Source organism: Methanosarcina sp. 2.H.T.1A.6 (genome assembly GCF_000979455.1).
Classification (GTDB): domain Archaea; phylum Halobacteriota; class Methanosarcinia; order Methanosarcinales; family Methanosarcinaceae; genus Methanosarcina.
Genome location: NZ_JJOY01000052.1, coordinates 104351 through 123117, shown reverse-complemented (window position 1 = coordinate 123117; position 18767 = coordinate 104351). Strand labels below are relative to the sequence as shown.

At 42.0% G+C, this 18767-nt stretch carries 15 protein-coding genes and 1 pseudogene; 7 read left to right on the top strand and 9 right to left on the bottom strand.

Features of this window, described 5'->3' with window-relative positions; translation table 11 throughout:
* Window positions 1-196: 196 nt before the first annotated feature.
* Window positions 197-391 carry a hypothetical protein gene (locus tag EO98_RS17050; protein ID WP_048138080.1) on the top strand — a complete coding sequence of 65 codons (195 nt, stop codon included), beginning with the start codon at window positions 197-199 and terminating at the stop codon, window positions 389-391.
* A 780-nt stretch (window positions 392-1171) separates the two neighbouring features.
* The gene (locus EO98_RS17045) at window positions 1172-2443 is read left to right on the top strand and encodes a helix-turn-helix domain-containing protein (RefSeq protein ID WP_048138106.1); all 1272 of its coding nucleotides are present in this window, start codon (window positions 1172-1174) and stop codon (window positions 2441-2443) included.
* A 115-nt stretch (window positions 2444-2558) separates the two neighbouring features.
* Here the strand turns inward: EO98_RS17045 and EO98_RS17040 are convergent, their stop codons facing one another.
* Window positions 2559-3197 carry a MarC family protein gene (locus tag EO98_RS17040; protein ID WP_048138079.1) on the bottom strand — a complete coding sequence of 213 codons (639 nt, stop codon included), beginning with the start codon at window positions 3195-3197 and terminating at the stop codon, window positions 2559-2561.
* 338 nt (window positions 3198-3535) lie between these two features.
* On the opposite strand from EO98_RS17040, the gene EO98_RS17035 reads away from it, so the two are divergent.
* The 3 genes from EO98_RS17035 to EO98_RS17025 all read left to right on the top strand — a co-directional run bounded on the left by EO98_RS17035 (window position 3536) and on the right by EO98_RS17025 (window position 4468).
* Window positions 3536-3736, top strand: a complete 201-nt coding sequence (locus EO98_RS17035) for a hypothetical protein (RefSeq protein WP_048133707.1) — start codon at window positions 3536-3538, stop codon at window positions 3734-3736.
* A 1-nt stretch (window position 3737) separates the two neighbouring features.
* Entirely contained in the window at window positions 3738-3995 is a 258-nt protein-coding gene (locus EO98_RS17030) for a type II toxin-antitoxin system RelE/ParE family toxin (RefSeq protein ID WP_048138078.1), read from the top strand.
* 236 nt (window positions 3996-4231) lie between these two features.
* Window positions 4232-4468: a hypothetical protein gene (locus tag EO98_RS17025; RefSeq protein ID WP_048138077.1), complete on the top strand. Its 237-nt coding sequence runs from the start codon at window positions 4232-4234 to the stop codon at window positions 4466-4468.
* Window positions 4469-4530: 62 nt separating this feature from the next.
* Here EO98_RS17025 and EO98_RS17020 read toward each other — a convergent pair whose 3' ends face one another.
* Window positions 4531-5121, bottom strand: a complete 591-nt coding sequence (locus EO98_RS17020; RefSeq protein ID WP_048138073.1) for a hypothetical protein — start codon at window positions 5119-5121, stop codon at window positions 4531-4533.
* 520 nt (window positions 5122-5641) lie between these two features.
* Here EO98_RS17020 and EO98_RS17015 point away from each other — a divergent pair.
* Window positions 5642-6538: pseudogene (locus tag EO98_RS17015) on the top strand (IS110 family transposase); the annotation flags it as partial.
* Between the two features lie 105 nt (window positions 6539-6643).
* Here the strand turns inward: EO98_RS17015 and EO98_RS17010 are convergent.
* The 6 genes from EO98_RS17010 to EO98_RS16990 all read right to left on the bottom strand — a co-directional run bounded on the left by EO98_RS17010 (window position 6644) and on the right by EO98_RS16990 (window position 13679).
* A complete protein-coding gene (locus EO98_RS17010; protein WP_048137703.1) occupies window positions 6644-7111 on the bottom strand; it encodes a DUF2124 family protein in 468 nt (155 codons plus the stop codon).
* Between the two features lie 592 nt (window positions 7112-7703).
* Window positions 7704-8600, bottom strand: coding sequence for a right-handed parallel beta-helix repeat-containing protein (locus EO98_RS17005; protein ID WP_048131223.1), 897 nt, complete (start codon window positions 8598-8600; stop codon window positions 7704-7706).
* 1209 nt (window positions 8601-9809) lie between these two features.
* A complete protein-coding gene (locus tag EO98_RS18640; RefSeq protein WP_156161171.1) occupies window positions 9810-9953 on the bottom strand; it encodes a hypothetical protein in 144 nt (47 codons plus the stop codon).
* 420 nt (window positions 9954-10373) lie between these two features.
* Entirely contained in the window at window positions 10374-11339 is a 966-nt protein-coding gene (gene mch, locus EO98_RS17000; RefSeq protein WP_048137701.1) for a methenyltetrahydromethanopterin cyclohydrolase, read from the bottom strand.
* 336 nt (window positions 11340-11675) lie between these two features.
* Window positions 11676-12872, bottom strand: a complete 1197-nt coding sequence (locus tag EO98_RS16995) for a peptidase U32 family protein (RefSeq protein ID WP_048137725.1) — start codon at window positions 12870-12872, stop codon at window positions 11676-11678.
* Window positions 12873-13490: 618 nt separating this feature from the next.
* Window positions 13491-13679, bottom strand: coding sequence for a hypothetical protein (locus EO98_RS16990; RefSeq protein ID WP_048137700.1), 189 nt, complete (start codon window positions 13677-13679; stop codon window positions 13491-13493).
* Between the two features lie 445 nt (window positions 13680-14124).
* Between EO98_RS16990 and ppcA the strand changes: the two genes are divergently transcribed.
* Window positions 14125-15705 carry a phosphoenolpyruvate carboxylase gene (gene ppcA, locus EO98_RS16985; protein ID WP_048137698.1) on the top strand — a complete coding sequence of 527 codons (1581 nt, stop codon included), beginning with the start codon at window positions 14125-14127 and terminating at the stop codon, window positions 15703-15705.
* A gap of 291 nt (window positions 15706-15996) precedes the next feature.
* On the opposite strand, the gene EO98_RS16980 is transcribed toward ppcA, so the two are convergent.
* A complete protein-coding gene (locus EO98_RS16980; protein ID WP_048137696.1) occupies window positions 15997-18624 on the bottom strand; it encodes a U32 family peptidase in 2628 nt (875 codons plus the stop codon).
* Window positions 18625-18767: the final 143 nt, after the last annotated feature.

The following is an 18767-nucleotide window of genomic DNA, read 5'->3' as shown; positions in this document are numbered from 1 at the left end:
TCAGCAGCTATCGATCAGTGGCTGTCCATCAATAGGGAGTTCTGATTATCGATGGTAATTGCCACCGGTCAGTGGCGGCATACATTTGCAGGATATGCCTACATCTGCATCACAAATAAGTTAATGCAGGTAAATCTATATGCAATGTAGCGAATATACATATTGGGTGTAAAAAATACAAAGGAAGCACTAAATTATGCAGAAAATAACCAGAACACAAATTTACGGGGATGAAAAAGAGCCTGAACATTTGCTTTTTTTGAAAAGATGTCCGGAGTGCCATTCCAAACTTGAAAACGATCTTTTCAGAGGATTTCAATATTGTACTGTGTGCGGGTACTGGACAAGAAAAGAAACTGCAAGGCTTGAACCGCTAATGATTATGGAGTGAGTTAAGATATGTTTGCTTTCCCTTCAAAATGTGTCAGGTGCGACACACCTCTTAAAAAACAGATAATTGGCTCGAATAATTTTTACTACTGCAGAAAATGTGGGTGTACATCCTCAGTTACATCGGCCAGTGCATCCACTCAATCCGCAGTCCCGGAAATAGCTAACATTTAAGGCTATATTAAGCAGATAACGGATTTTCAAGGTCTGTACTAAGGCTAAACTGATATTAATGTCCCTTAAACCGGAATATATTATAGAGATGGTTAATATCTGAACTACGAATCTTAAAACATGTCTCAGGCAAACCTGGCCCTGATCAAATAACTATATGAATTCCGGGTCAGGTTCCTATTTTTGAATTACTTTTTTGTTTTTTCGGGCACTTCCGGGTTTAATAGCTGGTATTATTCCAAAAAACACCCGAAATGGGATATGGAGTTCTTTCTTTCCGCATGCCGTGCGCCGCTTGAGCCCGCCTGCATATAGTAAATAAAAAACGAAAAAACTATATGTACCGGCAACTCAGATTCCAGAATACCAATCATGTAATAAGATACGGTTTTTTATCATTCTTTCTTTTTATTCTACTTTTTATTTCGGAACTTTTTCCTTCCTGTTTTCTGGTTTCCAACAGGAAAATTAAATTATAAGTAACTTGAAAAGAAAAAGGTATATGAGTTTTAAAATTCAATAAGCAACATTAACCTCAACAATTGTATGAGCCTGAAAACAGTTTTAAAACAGCTTTAATACTAGAAACCCTCTCTGTTTGATCCGCATGGTCGAAAAAGAAATAGATTCATTATGCAGTCAGTATGGCCTGAAACCAACAAGCCTCTCTGACCTTATGCTAAAAGTCAATTTTCCTGACTCGGGCCTGGAGTACGGCTTTCCCGGAGAAGAAAACTCCCTCTATCTCCCCCTTTATGAAGAACTGAAGGCCTTCAGTTCTCTTTCCGGGACTGGAAGCGATTTTCGGGCTTACATTCAGCTTGTTCTTGATCCTGATAAGGCAAATTCGGAATACCTTGCGGACTTTTTCAACAACCCTCTCGGCCTGAAGATCCGAAAAGCCTGGGAGGCGAGGGGCTTTATCCTGAGACCTGAAAACCGGGAACCTGAAGAGCCGGCTACGGTACTCTCTGAGGTTTCTGCCCTGCATGACGCTGCCGGAGATGCTTCTTTTTCAGGAGAAACGGGATTTTCAGGAATTGTCTCCTCCCTGGCGGCAAATGAAATCACATTTAAAGGCAAAGTTTCGGTTGAGAATATGTGTACGGAAACAGGGGAAAACACTTCTTTACTTTCAGGTGAGGCTGTTCCTCTTCTTCCCGGAATTTCATCTTTTCCGAATGTGGATCTTGATTCTCTTACACATAGCAAACTCTATCTCCCTGACCTGCAGGTCCAGCTTGAGGTCCTTAAAATCAAAGATCTCACAAAGGAACTTATTTCCCAGCTAAGTGTGTTCGAGTGCAGGCTTTCAACCTATCCCAAGAGTATAACCCATATCCGCAAGAAGCTCGAACTTATCCGGGAGGCGGTGAAGCTTGCAAATGATTCTGACTACATTCTGGAGCTGATCCGTCGGGGGGAGAGCAAGAAGCTTGAGTTCAAGTCCACGCTGCGAATGAACCTTCTTAGCGGAAAGCCTGACTGGAATATCGAACATGCAGTACTGAAGACGATAGTCGCGTACCTGAACACTGACGGCGGAATACTTCTTGTTGGCGTCTCCAACAACGGGGAGGTTCTGGGAATCAAAAATGACGGTTTTCAGAATGAAGATAGGTTCCTCCTGCATTTCAAACAGCTCATAAAACAGCATATCGGCCTTAACTACGCTCCCATGATAGAATACGCCCTTGTGCCTGTAAGCGGTAAAAACGTCCTGGAAATCGACTGCAGAAAAAGTGATAAGGCTGTTTTCCTCAACCCTGATAAAAATGACGAAGAGTTCTATATCCGCATAGGCCCCTCAAGCGAAAGGCTCACAGGCAGTAAACTGATCGAGTACGTGAATAGGCAGTATAACGGAAAACAGGGTTAACCAACCCTGTCTGATAATCCTGTCTGATAATCCTGTCTGATAATCCTATCTGATTACCCGGCATGTGTTAGAATTTTGAAGGTTCAAGAGTTTTGAACTCTCAAACCTGAAGGTTTCAAATTACTGGCCCGAATATGTTTATTATTCCCGTGGCAGTCAGGTCCACTGCAAGAGCCGCAAGCAAAAGCCCCATGAGCCTTGTAAAGACCAGCATTCCATTATATCCTATAAACTTGTGGAGCCTCCTCGAGAAAAGGAAGACAATCAGGCAGATTATGAATGCAAATATAATAGATATGAGAACGATTGCTTTTTGTTGAACGCCATCTGCCACTCCCATAAGGACAATTACTGTGCTGATAGTACCCGGACCTGTCAGGAGCGGAAGGCCGATCGGAAATACCCAGATATCTTCCCGTTCCTGGGACTGAGTAATTTCTTCTTCAGTAATGCTCTCCCTTGAGACCTTTGCATGCATCATGTCAAATGCTATACTGAAAAGCAGGAGTCCTCCCGCAACCCTAAGTGAGTCCACACTGATGCTGAATAATTTAAGTATCACGCTTCCGGTAATTGCAAAAAAGAGGGCGATTACGCACGCGAGCACCACTGCTTTTTTTGCGATTTCATTTTTTTCCTTGCGGGTCATCTTGCTTGTCAGAGAGATAAAAGTTACAACTCCGCTGATAGGGCTTACAACCACAAAGATGGATGAGAATACATAGATGAAAAACCCGAGGTTTCCGGTTACCATTTTTTTCTCCTGCCCCTTTACAGATCTCCAGGTTTTATGTACAATTTTGTTATTCTTATAATATTTACCTTTTGAGTTTGCCAGGTTTTTTGTATTCGATTTTTTAAATTGAAATCTAAAAGTTCAATCAATATAATCTGGACACTCTGAATAATCTGGATATCCTGAATTTAAAGTTTTCCAGAGAGTTTTATTTCACGATACCTTGATGAGGAAGTAAGAAGATAACTCTTTGTCAGGAGACGCTCTATATTATGAGATAACTCTTTGATGCTGCTTCCAAACATTGAATAGTGGATAACGGTTTACAAGCTATATAACCAAAGGCAGTGGTTCTGATGACCGGGGAAAAAATCGATAGAAAAATCTTTGAAGAGCTTAATTTCATAAAGAAACAGCTTGCAGAAATTAAGGAGCATATGGTCGATATAGATGCCCTGCTCACCGCAGAAGAAAAAGAGCTTGTTTTCAGAAGTTTTGAAAATGAGGCAAGAGGAAGGCTTGTACCGTTAAAGAAACTTGAAAAAACGAGGATCTGAAATGTTCGAAGTTTTTTTTGATATCCCGGCACAGGATTTTATGAGGAAGGCAGATGAGAGTACGCACTCCAGAGTCAGGGAAACCCTTGAAGAACTTGCTTTTGATCCCGTTCCCCTGGGCGCAAAAAGAATAATCGAAAGCCAGGAAAATTTATTCCGGTTTCGTTCCAGGCATTTAAGACTGCTTTATAGAATAGATTACGAAAAACTAACCCTTGTCGTTATAACAATCGAGCCTTTAACTCGTATGTACCATTGAATTGGTGGTAAAGGGTTTTTACTGGCAATTTCTTCTTCGACCTGCCTTTTTATACCAGGCTGATTTATCTGGTTTTTCTGGCTTTCTCTGTTGAGACTTTCCTGTAGCCTGATCCCTGAAAAAAGCCACCTGTTTCAGCCATCTAACAGAATAAGCCTTTATAGAAAAAAAACTATCTCAAATAATTAATTAGGTGATCATGAATGGTGCGTATCAAATCTTTAAATAGCACATCTATGGCAAAAGTTTTCGGTCTTATGTATCTGATTCTTGCAGTTGTTTTTTCGCCGTTCATTCTTCTTATGATAAGCGCAGAGGGACCTATTGGTCTTACTGAAAGTATACTTGTGATTATAGGTGTTGTTCTCTTTTATGGAATTGCGGGAGGAATAGGAGGGTTTCTTATTGGCGTCATTTATAATTTTGTCGCAAAGAAGTTTGGCGGCATCGAAATGGAAATTGAAACTGCCTGAATCCGAGATTCCAGAATAGTTTAAAAACCACATTCTTCGATCATTTCTTTCCTATTTTTTCCTTAAAATCCGAAAAAGGTCGAAAGTTTTGTCTGCTCTATTTTAGGAACTGCTTCTCCTGGTAGTGATTCGTTCAATGTTTCTTGCAATTCTTCCTGTTCCTGTCCCTGTTCTACTTTCGCACCACTTTCTGAAAATTCATCTATAAAAGTGCCTTCATTTTTCAGAGCCAGCGAATTCCTGTAATAATGCGCTGTCTTCTCCTGCCAGTTTCCGGGGAGCAGCAGAAACTTCATGCCCCTTTTTTGCTCGTTCCATTCCCAGACTTCAGAGTGATAAAAAATAGCTGCTAACTGGCTTGAGAGCTGGGCATACGGAATCTCTGGCCTGAGCCTGTACAGGAATTTGCCTATACCGTCCTTTTCAGTCCCCATATACAGCTTTGCGGCGTCGTTTGCCAGGTATTTCCATTCCCTGTCCTGCATAAACCCCTGAAGTTTGTCCAGGTGACTGCAACTAATTTTATCGATCCTGGGGAAACAGCCGTTCCTGAATTTCCTTTTTATAAAAATATTTCCTCGGCTATCTATCCGCCAGGAAAAAACCTTCTCTTTTGTTCCAAGGGTGTGGGATACCGACCAGAAGGTAGCCATGGTGGATAAATCGGATTTTGAAATATAAAAAATTGTTTGTGGTTTACGTTATTTTTTCCCGGGCTAAAGAGAAAAGTCGAAGCTTTCTTTGTTATGAAGTGAAAAATTCTGGCCGCCACAATTACATTATTAATGTTTTCAAAAACCCGGGAGAACAAAGACCTGAGAGGATTTCGATGCCCCGTTAATCATCCTTTAATCCCTAATTTGACAGATTCTGCTAATTAATACAGTATTTTCTTACACAAAACACATTGCATTGACACACTACGTTTTAGTAAATTAAAAAACGTCCAAAAATCATAAGATGCAAGACAAAACTTTGAATTGTATTAAGAAAACAGAAGCATGAAGCCCATTTAAACATTATAATATGTGTGCTTCTGTCAAATTTGGGTTTAATAGCTATTTTAAAGGCTAACTCAATGGTACCTTCATCAGTATGAAAGTCATAAAAAACGCACATGATATTCTTTGAATAACATGCCCAAAGAATGAAAGTCCTTTTTCCTTACCGTTTGTTTTTCCGAAAAAACATAGGGAATACAGATCATACGTTAGGTTAAGGCTAACTCTTGTAAGGAAAAGAACAGATATTAAAAATGGAGCTCATGCTATTCTTTCGTCCGAAATGTTACATCTCGATGATGTGCTGACTGACATTTTTGGAAAAAATGGGAGAGCAATTCTAGCAGGAATATCTTCAGGTAAGAATGTTGATCAGATAATAGAATCGCTTTCCCCAAATGTAAGGAAAAAGAGTGTTCAGATAAGAGAAATTCTGGACAGAGAGATCTCCCAGAGTGCTGCAATCAGGCTTCAGATATGCCTGAACCTGATAAATTTAGATGATGAAATTGAAGTTCTGGAAAGACAAATTTTCAATTATGCTTATCAAAAGCATAAAAGAGAAATGGAAATTTTGATGTCAGTTCCAGGAATTGGAGAGCTTGGTGCAGCAACTCTTATTGCTGAAATAGGAAATTTCAGGGATTTTTTATCGGGAGATAAGCTTGCTTCATGGCTTGGCTTGGTTCCTAATGTGTATCAATCTGCGGATAAATACCATAACGGAAGAATCACTAAGAGAGGATCAAAAGTAGCAAGGTGGATTCTGACTTAGACTGCACAAGCAGCAGCAAGAAAGAAAAATAGTAAGTTAAAAGAGTTTTTTAACAGGAAAAAGAAGTCAATTGGACATGCAAAGGCGATTATTGCACTGGCAAGGAAAATTGCAACGATAATATGGCATCTGATAACAAACGATGAGATGTATGAAGATGAAACAGGATATCAAAAGGGAGAAGTTCAAAAGAGGAAGATTGTGGAAACCGAGATATTCTCGGTTGATGAAAGGATAACAATAATTAGTGGAATTATCGCAATTATGGGAAAAAAGGAACAAGAGAGCACGTGAGGAAGATATCCTCATGTACTTTCATGCCAAATAATTTGTTAAAAACTGCTTTTAAGCAGTAAGTAAACTGCTTTAAGTAGTATAATTATTGTATTTCATGCAGTTTCAGGTTTGAAGTACTTCAACAGACAGGTCGGCATTAATGATATAATCAAAGTTGATAACCTCATCCCATTTCTGCTGCAGAAACATCGACTGGAAACAGACTCCGATAATTTTTCCTTTAGCCGAGCCTTCGAGAACCTTTTTTGTGATTTCTTTAGCTTTTTCAGGCCCGGCGCCGATCTTTGGCATCGCAAGCCCGCCGAGCAGGACAACCACATCAGCATGGGCGTCTATGGGTTCGCCAAGCTGCATCCCCTCGGGGGTCATGGAGACTGACCTGGCTTTTTCAAAGTCCATATTGGGGATAAAAGCAAGTTTTCTGTCCCTGACCACGAAACCCAGAAGCTCGGCAAAAGGGGTGCAGAAGCCCGGAGTCCCAACAAAAGTAATCTTCTCTGCTCCTTCGACAAGGCTCTTGAAACTGTTCAGGATTCCTCCTACTCCTTGAGATGTGTTTATTATTGGCATGAAAATATTCTCCTAACTCTTCTCCTTATTGATGTTTCATTAAAATTCTGCTTTTTGAGAACTTTCTTTGCGGCAATATTTTTTGTAATTTTTATCTGTTTCTACAATAAGATTGGGAATATCTCCTTAAATAAGTTGAGTTAAGAACCAAAAGCAGCTCAAATTTAACATATATCCGGCGGCATATTATTATCGAATGTAATGAAAATTGCAACAAAAATAGGGCAGCCAAAAATATTCATAAATTTTCAGATAAAACAAAAGCATCCTAAAACAACCGGAGCCTGAGAAGCTGACAAAGAACGAGATTTTTGAGTTTTGTGCTGCTCCTGATAGCTAATTTCATGATAAGAAGCAAAAGCATTTTTCAGATGTAACAAAAAACAGTGCGAAAACAGCGCAATAAGATAAATTGATGCGGGGCGGACACGTTGAACACAGAGTTTCCACCTTCCAATCACTTTTTAGAGATTGGTCATTAGATGATATTTAATCTGAATGATGGAGTTTTAATCTGAATATATGTTCCAAAAAAATAAAGCGAATTGGCTCTCAGTTAATGAACTGAGAGTTTCCCAATTAATAAAGTACCTTATCCACAATTTTCAATTCTATTATCATGGATGTTTACATTTGTTTCTTTTGTATTCAAATGTACTATTGCAGGAGCAGCCAGGTCATGGAAATAGTTTCCAGAGGCTTCTATGTTTACAAGAGTTCCCTGTAATTCTAAGCCTGCATATCCGCCACCGGATGTAGTACATTCATTGTTTTGCATGACTCCGTCGGTAACGGAATCGAAACGAACGGACGAATTAGTTCGGTTAATAAAGTTAGAGTTCTTAACTGTAATGCCATTAACATGATATGCATATACACCGTCATGTCCGCATTTGTTCACGGTTACCGTGTCTATCATTATGTTGCTGGACTTTGAAATAAGCATGGCATCATTACATCCGTTCTGGAATGTAACGTTCTGGATTGTTAATCCATTACAATTTACTATGGTTGCCATGTTATAACAGGAAGTTCCAAGCCTGACGTCAGGATAATAGTCACTCTGACTACCATCAACAGTTAAGTTTCCTATTGTAACATTGCTTGCAGAACTACCTCTGATCATAAGCATAGCTTTCTTTTCTGCAATACTGCTCTCACGCCCACCCCAGACCGGTAGTCCTTTGGCGAGCTTAATTGTTACATCGGAATCTCCTTCAAGGGTTGTGTCGCTGCCTATCAGAAGAGAATCGCCTATGTCATATGTGAATGGGCCTTTAAGCTGGACGGTTGTGCCAGGATTATTTGCTGCATATTCAAGAGCCTGGTTAATCTGGACGTGATCGTCTACTCCATCACAGTTGTAATCTCCGCTTCCGTCTCCGGCAACAGTTACGGTTTGCGTATTCTGGCCGCCGAGTGCAGCAGGTACGGTTGTTAAAATAAGGCATGTTACCAGGAATAGGGTTCCTAGTTGTCTATTTAGCATCGTATCACCTTTGGGTTGGATTCTAGGGATTAAGTAAATCAAAATGTTATAGGGTAATTCTTTACTTTTCCCAAATATTTTTCAAAATTCCATATTACGTACTCGTAATACTTTTTTTTCCGAACTATCCAATCAGATCGGTTTTATGCCAAACATCTGATCAGGTCGGATCTATGCATTATTCAAAATTTTATATTACGTCTGCGCAATATTTTTGAACCTATCCAATTCGGTTCTCTGCGATTTATGTGGGCCGGACACTTTGCACACAGAGTTTCCACTCTCCAATCACTTTTCTAGGGACTGGTCACTGGAGGTGGCAGGACATAAGAAGTTCTGGCTTCTACCAATCAAAATTTGCTATTGACCAAGGGACATTACTCCTTCTGATCAATATCTCCTGTTTTAATTAATCACGACCTTTAGCCGGGTCAACTCCTCTGAAACAGGTTTAATTCACCTATTATTGAATTCCTGAGTTGACATTCTGGGCTTATGTGACCGTGTTATAAAAGATTTTTGGTACTTTGGTAAATAAATTAAATCAGTTGGCCACACATTTGTGGTTTATTGGTGGTGTTTCAGGCTTTTGAGACCCCAAATAAGCAGGATTTTGAAGGGAATTATTGTGTGAATTAAAAGGATTAATGTTATGATAATTAGAAATCATCAAGTATCATATACCTGTTTTTATTAGATCAGTGCGAAGTTCAGTACATGCATAGTTTCCCTTTTCCATCCACCGAGTATCATCCTTAATAATTTTATTTATATTTATTCTTCGACACAGATATATATAAGTTGAGTTTAGAACGAATTATCTACTGTCTTGCCACTTTACTATGTATGAATGTTACTAAATGTTACTTTTTATATCACAATTCCGAGACTTTAATTATCTTCCAGGATTGTCAAAATTCAGATCCATTTTTAGCATTTAAAGGCTTCAACTAATTAAATAACCAGTAAATAATATAAGTCGTATCTGGAATAAATTACTAATATTACTGTGGGACTTATGCAGTTGCAAATTTAGTATGTGGCTTTTTTCATTACTTCGTTAATGTTACAATTAATTTGATTTTTATCCAGGCGTATTTATATATCTCCTCACTGCCACTTTATGAATCTTGTTATTACTTTCAAATCAAGTGATTCCATTTTTAATTAATTATAGCTCCAGTCTTAGAAAATATCTCAATGAGAACATTACATGCGCCCTTTATGACCTTTCTTTCTGCCAGAGACCTTTCCATACCATAAAACTGTTTTATTCTTCTGTTTTATTTCTTCAATTATCCATGACCGGTTGCCATGATATTCTCCATTTTGATTCTCCTCCATATTTCTCATTTATATAGTACATTTGTGATCCGGCACTGCATCTCTCTGTCTTTGGGAACATGGTTTTGAACGTAAATGCTTACATCTAACTCTGGGGGCGCGGAGACACAGTGGGAAGTCCCCTTCCTCGGAGGGCATCAGCCCGACAGATGAGTGCAGTTCACGACTTTATAATAATGGAAAAAACGGGACGCACAGAAAAGCTGTAACTCTTCGAATTAGCCCTCTCCAGCTCATCAAGAAAAAACAAAATCAGAAAAAGAGCAGAAAAATTAGAGATAAAGTACAAAAACAGAAAAAAAGCAGAAAAATCAGAGATAAAGTAAAAAAGTAAAAAAGAGCAGAAAAATCAGAGATAAAGTACAAAAATAGAAAAAAAGCAGAAAAATCAGAGATAAAGTAAAAAAGTAAAAAAGAGCAAATGCCCTTTCAAACGTTCCTGATTCCGAAGGATTCGAGCAGGATTTCGGGATAGAGCCCGCCGCTTGAAATGGTCTTTGTGCTCTTGAGGTCGTTTACGGTTACCCGGGCAGGAGCGAACATGCCTGCGTCAACTTTGAAGAAGTCAAAGTTTGCTGCCTTGAAGGTCTGGTAGAAGGGCTTTCCGAAATCACCGGAGGTTGTTGAGGGGACTTTCTTTACGAAGTCTTCCAGTTCAGCCAGTTCGCCTTCGAAGCGGACTGTATAGTTAGTCTCGCCGCAGTAGATCACACAGTCATTGGTTGAGCCCATGCACTGGACATCGTTTCCGACAATCGGGGCTATAGGGGCAATTCCGTACCCGCTCTTGATACAGTTGATATCAAAACCTATGGATTCGAACTTGTGGATACCGGTTTCTACAACACGGGCTGAGATCTGGACAGAGCCTGCAATGGAAGCTGTAGGGGCAACGGCGATCACGACGTTTTCAGGGTCCACACTGCAGTGTTTTGCAATATACTCGACCACTTTCTCATCAGGGATCTTGTCGGATTCCATGACAAGGACCGCAGCTTCGAAATCATCCTCATACCCGATTTCCTCATAGAGCTCTTTGGGTTTCAAACCGAGTGCACGTGCAGGGCCTGAACCCATCCCGAAGTAATTTCCTACGGAGATTCTCCAGCCTGCGTACTGGGAAGCCATACAGGCAATTACCGGGTTGTCAGTTGCCACCTGGATGGCAGGCCATTTGATGCCGTTGAGGTCAAAGGTGCTGTATTTAAGGTCAGCAAGGTCAGCAAGGCAGAGTCTTGCCAGGTACATCCCGGCTTCATATCCGCCTTCGGCTTTAACTCCACAGTCAATGATCGTGGCGCCGTTTTCAAGCTTAATTACTTCCGTTTTCAGGTCTTCGCTCCAGTCGAGCATCTCTTCAATGACGTATGATCCCATTTCGTTGACGCTTATCAAAATATCACCTTATTTATCGGTCAGAGAATTGTTTATCGATATTGTTTATCGAAGTTGTTTATCGAAATTGTTTACAGTCCAGGATTTGACTGTAAACCATATTATTGATCAGATGGCTGGCCACCAATCGAGTCAATTTACCCGGCTGGAAATTTGTCCTGCCAGATGAGTATTATACTGAATAATACTGAATAAATGAGCTTATCCTGAATAACTGAACCAACTCGTTTCAGTTGTTTCCGTAAGCCGTAATTCGTATAAGGAAGAATCCAATATATAGATACTGTTATAATATTTTAATTGAATTATACTAGTTTACTTAGATAATACAATTAATCAGATTATAAATATTCGGTCGTTTTTTCTGACCGCCTTATCAACGGCAAGACCGACTTCATCCCCTTTTTCAGCTGTTTGCAGAAGCATGCCTTTTTTTATAAGAGAGCGGACCTGCTGCTTCAGATAGGTAGTGCTTCCTTCGATCAGGATCTCGTCTCCTATTGCAAGTCCTTCTTCAAGCAGTCTTATTGCTGCAGCCTGCTGTTTTGGATAATAATTTTCTACAACTCCTGCAGCCCGGCGTTTCTTTTCCGAGGCGTTCATGCCTTTTTCAGGGGAGAAGCTTTCGAGGCCCGGAACTCCAAAATAAAAACCGGTGGAAAAGCCTCTATTATACACAGAAGACAGCTCGGATCTCCATGCATCTGCTTTTTCGCGGGTATAGCTTCCTGCTTTGCAGGCATCGATTGCTTCCCTGTAGCAGCGGGAAACCACTTCCAGATATCCGGGGTCCCGCAGCCTGCCCTCTACCTTAAATGAATCTATCCCGGCTTCAATAAGTTCCGGGACATGCTCGATCATACATAAATCTTTTGCACTGAGAAGGTATTTCCCCCTGCTTTCCGTAACAAGCCCGTTTTCTCCGTGCAGCTCCCATTCCCAGCGACAGGGCTGGGTGCATTCCCCACAGTTTCCGGATTTTCCAAGGACATATGCCGAAAGGTGGCACCTTCCTGAAACTGCCATACACATCGCGCCGTGAACAAAAGTTTCGACTTTTATCTCAGTCTGCTGCCTGATTTTCCGGATCTCTTCCAGGGAAAGTTCCCTTGAAAGCACTATACGCTCTGCTCCAAGGGTTCTGTAAAACTCTGCAGTTTCATGATTCGTAACGTTTGCCTGTGTGGAGATATGGACCCTGAGCCCGGCTTTACGTGCCTTAAGGATGACAGCCGGGTCCCAGGCGATAACTGCATCTACTCCGGCTTTTACAGCTGTATCTACCACTTCTTCTACTTCATCAAGCCTGGCTTCATTTACGGCTGAGTTTACAGCCAGATAAGCCTTAAGCTCCCGTGCCTTGACCTCATATACAAAATCTTTCAGAGTTTCAAGGGTGATCTCTTTTGCCTTTGCTCTCAGGCTGAGCCTATCCGTTGAAAAATAGACGGCATCAGCATACCTGGAACATGCCTCAAGCCCTGCAAAGTTTTTTATGCCAAGGATGAGTTCTGGCCCCGAACTGTTATGCATGAGAGATGGAAATGCTTCAACTTTCATTTAAGAATATCTTTGCTGCATTCATCAGTCTCATAAATAAGAGTAAGAAATGTAAACTATTCACATGCCGTACTAAGATGAATGGTTAACAGAAATCTATATATAAGTGTATTTCATTGGTCACCGGTTAAGGAATTTTCTTTCCCGAAAGCTATCGATTTTGCACCAGAAGCCTGCCTTAAGTTTTGGCCTATTTACATGAAATCGATATCCTATTCCAGCCTACAATAGAATAAAATATTTGACACCTGCTGTGGAAGTGGGGACAATTCATCATGATTCTTCACTTATCCGAAGACGCATGAAGTGTATTTCAGTCTTCAAAATGGGGATGAATGTTAATTCAACAGAAAACAATTTAAGGCATAAACTATACAAATAAACAAAGACTGTAGATATCTCGATCAAGGGGGTAAACAAAATGGAATACGAACTCAAAGACACGGAACTCGAAGGCATAGAACTCAAAGAAGTAAAACTCGAAGAAGTAGAACGAGATTACGTAGAATTCAGAAGGGAAATGGGGGAAGAATAAACCGAAAACTAAATAGAAGTGAATTAAAAAGATGCGTGATGGGCACAGATAAATATTCAATCAATACTTTTTTCTGTTTTTTTCTTGAAAACGTCCAGCATGCCTTTTAACCGGGCTGGCAAACTCAATCCATCTTTTTTGCCCTGGCTTTTGGCTCTTGAGAGCTCATCTCTCTGCTTTTTGCAGGGTCCGTTTTTTGTACAGCCTTTTCCACTCAAAACTTCAGGGCACTGATCGCAGTACATTTTGTTACCTCAGACTTTTTTGCGGTATCATTGACTCGTATCATTGACTCGTATCATTGACTCGTATCATTGACTCGTATCATTGATTCGTATCATTGACTCGTATCATTGTTTCCTTTTTTCTCGGAATTAATTTTTAAGAATATTTGAGTATACTTTTGATATCAATATCCTTTAGATACTATATGTATGCTGTATTTTAATGCATATATAGCAAACAGTTTCAAAGCCGATACTTAAATGTCAAAGTATTGTTAACGTATTGTTAACGTATTGTTAACGAAAACATTTATCTCTAAGTAAACATTCTTTTCCGATGCCAGTTTATGTTTATTTTACGGTTAACAATAAGGTCAATAAGGCAATTGATCTGGCAGTCAACAAAAAGAAACAAAAAAATAAAAATCTAAAAATTTGCCCTGTTGAGCATTGAGGGTTCAATTTCATGAGCAGGAAAACAACTTATCCGAAAGTTATGTGCACGCAGCACCCGGACTCTGCATCAAGGTATATATCCACACAGGAAGAGCCTGGGGAAGCCATTGAAGCTGCAGTGGTATTCGGCTGTGACGAATATATGCCGGATTATGAGGGAAAGGCAACTCCCTATCATCAGAATGTCCAGGTCGTATCAAAATTCATAGAAGAAACAGGCCTTGTGCCCGGAAAAGATATTTTTATCACTCCCCGGGCTCCAAGTGCAGTCCAGGAGAACCGGTTCAGGCAGCTTATGGTAATGATGTCCATTGCCGAAGCCAACCATAGTGCCCTTGAATACTCGGATGTCCAGGCAATCAATGAATTCGTGCACCCCATGACAGGCACGGTAAGGGAAATCATTGATGCACAGCAGCATATGGTAGATGTAAGCGAGCTTGCAAAAAAGGAATTCGGGTTTGAAATGGAGGTCCCGCGTATAATTCCTCTTATAGAGGATGCTCCTGCGCTGCTAAATGCAAAGGAACTTGCAGAAAGTACGCTTTTTGCCTGGAAAGAACGTTTTGGGACAGCCCCCGAAAAATTCAGGGTCTTCCTGGGCAAATCCGATTCAGCCCTTTCTTTCGGGCATGTGGCAAGCACCCTCTCATGCAAATACGCCATAAACGGGATTTCCGAACTGGAATCAGAGCTCGACACCGAGATGGGCATCATATTCGGAGCAGGGACTCTGCCTTTCAGAGGGCACCTGGACCTGAAAAACGCGGAAAACTTCTTCAGGGAATACAGGGGCATCGGAACAATCACCCTGCAGTCAGCTGTCAGGTACAGCCATGAAAAAGGGGATGCTGAAGCCCTGGTGAACCTTGCAAAAAAGAGGCTGCCCGAAACCCCCGAGCTCTTTTCCCTCGAAGAAAAGGAAGAGATTGTAAACCTTATAGGGATTTTCGGGACTAGGTACAGCCGCATTATCCGCGAACTGTCCTCCACTATAAACCAGCTTGCTGACCTCCTCCCCCAGCAGCGGGACCGCCTGATGCACAGAGGAAGCGGCGGGTATTCAAGAAGTGCTCCCGATATTTCAGACATGGTAAGCCTCTGCCGCAGTGACATAGGAAAAGAACTCAATTCCAGCATGCCTGCAGAAAACCTGCACCTCCCACGGGCGATCAAATTTACAGGCGCCCTCTACTCCATAGGCTTGCCTCCCGAATTCATAGGTACCGGTACCGCCCTTGAAGAAGCCCGGGAAAAACTTGGCGATGAGGCCTGTGAAAGGCTGCTTACAAAATATTTCCCTTCCCTTGCCAGTGACCTGAGTTTTGCATCCGGGTACCTGGACCTCAACGTAGCCTCCCGATTCCTCTCGGGAGCCTGCCTGAAGGAAGTCCAGAGAGATATCGAGGTTTTGAGCGATACCTTCAACCTTGAAACCAGGCCCGAACCTTCATACCGCATCCTGCTCGAAATGATGCAGCCTGATCTCCTGCAGGCGGGTACGGCAGGAAACTGTATGGATGAGGAAGTCTCACAGCTCGTGTGCTCGACCCTCACAAAAATGGGAAAAATAAGAAAGGCTCTGGGTTGATGGAAAACTTTTCCTCAACCCCTAAACCTTTTTTGAATCAATGTATTATAGGAAACCCCGCCAGCTTGTCTGGCGGCTCTTCCCAAAAAGAAGAAGCAGAAAGAGGAAAAATAAACATAAGACTTGAAAACGATTGGAAGAACGCTTTCAAGTAGAATAATTTTTTGTTCTCATTTCTCCCAGGTTGCTCGGGTTAGAATTCAGAACTTAGAATTCCAAACAATCCCATGTTTCATTTTATCGCACATCATTCCCATTATAAATGAGTAAACGAAATTTCCTTACTCTGCCTCAGACTCCCTTAAAGTAATGCCCTGTCGTATATTCAATCCCTCTTATAGGTTTCAGCTTTACATCTTTTCCTGCAAGTGCCTCTTTATATGCCTTTAAGATTTCTTCTATCTCGGCAGTAGTGTTGAACGACAGGTCAAGCCTGAGCACATCCACGCCGTACCCTTTCATGTTATTAACGTACTTTAGCATGTCAAGAACCTTTGAATTATAGATCAGGGTCCGGGTGCCAAGGCGCTGGACGGGAAACTCTGAGCCGCTCTGGTCAACAAGGAGTACTTCGCTATCTTCTCTTACGATTTTCCGGTCTACGAGGGGCTTTAAGAGGTCATTTTCCGTAATAAGCATCAGTTCACTGCCGTAAACTAATATTTCGGTCTGGCCTGAACCCTCGCATGCCTGAAGAGCTTCACATACATGTTTTATTTCGCTCAGGTTCAGTTCGCTTGAAAGGGTTGTCCTGTACGCTCCTGCCTGGTAGAAGGTGCTGGCAGTAAAAGCATTAAAGATATTGAAGTCCTTCTGAGCGACAAAAGGTATGGAAAGATCTTTTGCAAGCTGTGCTGCTCCGAGGCTGGAACATGCCACACTGAAGCCGGCATCCCTTATTTTTTCCAGCAGGGGTTTTAATTCAGCCAGTTCACTGTCATGGGTTATCCTTGGGATCCTGAAGATGAGTTCGATTCTTTCTGCTTTCAAATCCTCAAGCTTCGCCGCATTTTTGGGAGACATCAGTTCTTCGAACAGTGATACAGGGATGTAGGCGATATCTGCTCCGGATTCGGCTGCCTGTAAGAGATACGAAATTCCCTGCACTTCAACGCTCAGGAGGAGTTTCTTTGAAGCTGTATCTCTTGTCCTGGTCCTTGTAATGCTTACTTCATTCTTGCTTACTTCATCCTTGCTGCTTTCATTCTTGCTAGCGTTATTCTTATTTTCTGCACCGCTTTCTACAGTGCACAGGCGGTTGAAATCTGCCAGGTCAGGGTGTTTTTGTTCTTTTTTATACCCCCCAAGGATTTTTTCCAGCAGAAGGTCTGCAGCCTTTCGTCTTGCATTCTTCAGCACACCGACCGGGATAAAGATATTTTCGTCAGCTTCGATCTCAATGGAGGCGGCTTCGAAAGGAGTGTCTCCAAGGCTTTCCATTGCCTTTCTTATCTGCTCTTCAGTGGTTGGGACTCTTTCGGCTTCCTGGACGATATAGTCGTCTGTAAACTCCGCATACGCGGATTCTTCTGTTCTGCGATCTTTTCCGTTTTCTTCGTTTTCTTCGCTTTTCCCGCTTTCTGCCCTTATCTCAACCGTAAACCGCTCCCCTTTTCTGGCTCTTGCATTCAGGCTTACGGGGAGAGCTTCCAGTTTTGTTTTCTGAAGGGTATCAAGGAGCTGCGTGTCTGTTGTGAGGTAGAGTTCGTCCCCCCGCTGGACAGCTCTGCCTGTCTTTGAGCTGATCTCAAGCCCTACTTTTTCGCCTTTTTTTGCGTTTTTTATTTGCTCCCCTGTAATCGTGATAATGCCTGTTACCGCAGAGCCGAGCATCCTTTCCCGTGTGAAGATGCTTATGCCGTCTTTTACCTGGATGTCTTCTTCAAGCCGGACTGTAAGTTTTGTGTTCCCTTTTGAACGGGAAAGATCCAGGACTTTTCCGAGGAATGCTCCGTAGTTTGAGCTGTATTTGGGATGGGACACGCCTTTTTCCCCGAGTATGAATCCCCGCGTAAAGCCCCTGTAAAAAAGTTTTGCAAGCTTGGCTTCCCTTGCTTCAAGCTCTTCCTTTGTCGGGTTTTCTCCGGCTCTGCAGATGTCTTCAACTGTAGCTTTGTAGGCAGCGGCACTTGCAGTCACGTATTCGGGCTTTTTCATCCGGCCTTCGATTTTGAGGCTTACGACCCCGGTTTTTACTATGTCCTCAAGCCCTGTGAGAGTGGAAAGTTCGGCACAGCTTATGGGGTAACTGCCTCCTATATGCCTTTCGTCAATTTCCCTGCCGTTTACCAGGAAACTGTATCTGCGCCGGCAGGGCTGGGCACAGGCTCCCCTGTTTGCGCTCCTGTCGTGCAGGAAACTGCTGAAAAGGCATTTGCCTGAGTAGGAATAGCAGAGGGCACCATGGACGAAGACTTCTATATCCACTTTTGAGCGTTCCACAATATCCTTCACCTCGGCTGTGGTAAGTTCCCTCGAAACTATCACTCTTTTTGCGCCCAATCCTGCTGCAAAATCCACTCCCTCTTTATTGTGGATAGTCATCTGCGTGCTTGAGTGAAGGTCGAGGTCCGGATAGATCTCTTTTAAAAGCCTGAGAAGCCCGAGGTCCTGCAGGATAATAGCATCGGTTCCGGCTGCGTATGCACGGTCCACTATCTCAAGGGCATGCTGCAGTTCTTTTTGTTTGATCGGGATGTTCAGGGCAAGGTAAACAAGAACTCCGTGTGAGTGAGCCAGGTCAATGGCAGCTTCCAGGTCATCAATGGTGAAGTTTTTGGCTCCCTGTCGGGCATTGAATTCGCCAACTCCAAGATAAACGGCATCTGCTCCTCCCTTGATTGCGCCAAGCAGGGCTTCGTTATCGCCGACCGGGGAAAGGATTTCCGGGGGGTTGCAAGAATAATTTTTGTCAGACATATTAGATCAGGGGTATTTTTCTTAAGGTAACTGTAATTTCTGGTGAATGGAAAATTTCGGTAGCTGAAAAGCTATGGTAACTGTAAAGAAAAAGGCTTACGCAAATCAATTCAGAGCCGGTTTAAAACATAAAGGTGCTTCTC

Excerpts from the sequence above, each read along its gene's own strand:
- EO98_RS17050 (WP_048138080.1), top strand. The coding sequence starts at position 197 with ATGCAGAAAATAACCAGAACACAAATTTACGGGGATGAAAAAGAGCCT.
- EO98_RS17045 (WP_048138106.1), top strand. The coding sequence starts at position 1,172 with ATGGTCGAAAAAGAAATAGATTCATTATGCAGTCAGTATGGCCTGAAA.
- EO98_RS17040 (WP_048138079.1), bottom strand. The coding sequence starts at position 3,197 with ATGGTAACCGGAAACCTCGGGTTTTTCATCTATGTATTCTCATCCATC.
- EO98_RS17035 (WP_048133707.1), top strand. The coding sequence starts at position 3,536 with ATGACCGGGGAAAAAATCGATAGAAAAATCTTTGAAGAGCTTAATTTC.
- EO98_RS17030 (WP_048138078.1), top strand. The coding sequence starts at position 3,738 with ATGTTCGAAGTTTTTTTTGATATCCCGGCACAGGATTTTATGAGGAAG.
- EO98_RS17025 (WP_048138077.1), top strand. The coding sequence starts at position 4,232 with ATGGCAAAAGTTTTCGGTCTTATGTATCTGATTCTTGCAGTTGTTTTT.
- EO98_RS17020 (WP_048138073.1), bottom strand. The coding sequence starts at position 5,121 with ATGGCTACCTTCTGGTCGGTATCCCACACCCTTGGAACAAAAGAGAAG.
- EO98_RS17010 (WP_048137703.1), bottom strand. The coding sequence starts at position 7,111 with ATGCCAATAATAAACACATCTCAAGGAGTAGGAGGAATCCTGAACAGT.
- EO98_RS17005 (WP_048131223.1), bottom strand. The coding sequence starts at position 8,600 with ATGCTAAATAGACAACTAGGAACCCTATTCCTGGTAACATGCCTTATT.
- EO98_RS18640 (WP_156161171.1), bottom strand. The coding sequence starts at position 9,953 with ATGAGAAATATGGAGGAGAATCAAAATGGAGAATATCATGGCAACCGG.
- EO98_RS16995 (WP_048137725.1), bottom strand. The coding sequence starts at position 12,872 with ATGCATAACAGTTCGGGGCCAGAACTCATCCTTGGCATAAAAAACTTT.
- EO98_RS16990 (WP_048137700.1), bottom strand. The coding sequence starts at position 13,679 with ATGTACTGCGATCAGTGCCCTGAAGTTTTGAGTGGAAAAGGCTGTACA.
- ppcA (WP_048137698.1), top strand. The coding sequence starts at position 14,125 with ATGAGCAGGAAAACAACTTATCCGAAAGTTATGTGCACGCAGCACCCG.
- EO98_RS16980 (WP_048137696.1), bottom strand. The coding sequence starts at position 18,624 with ATGTCTGACAAAAATTATTCTTGCAACCCCCCGGAAATCCTTTCCCCG.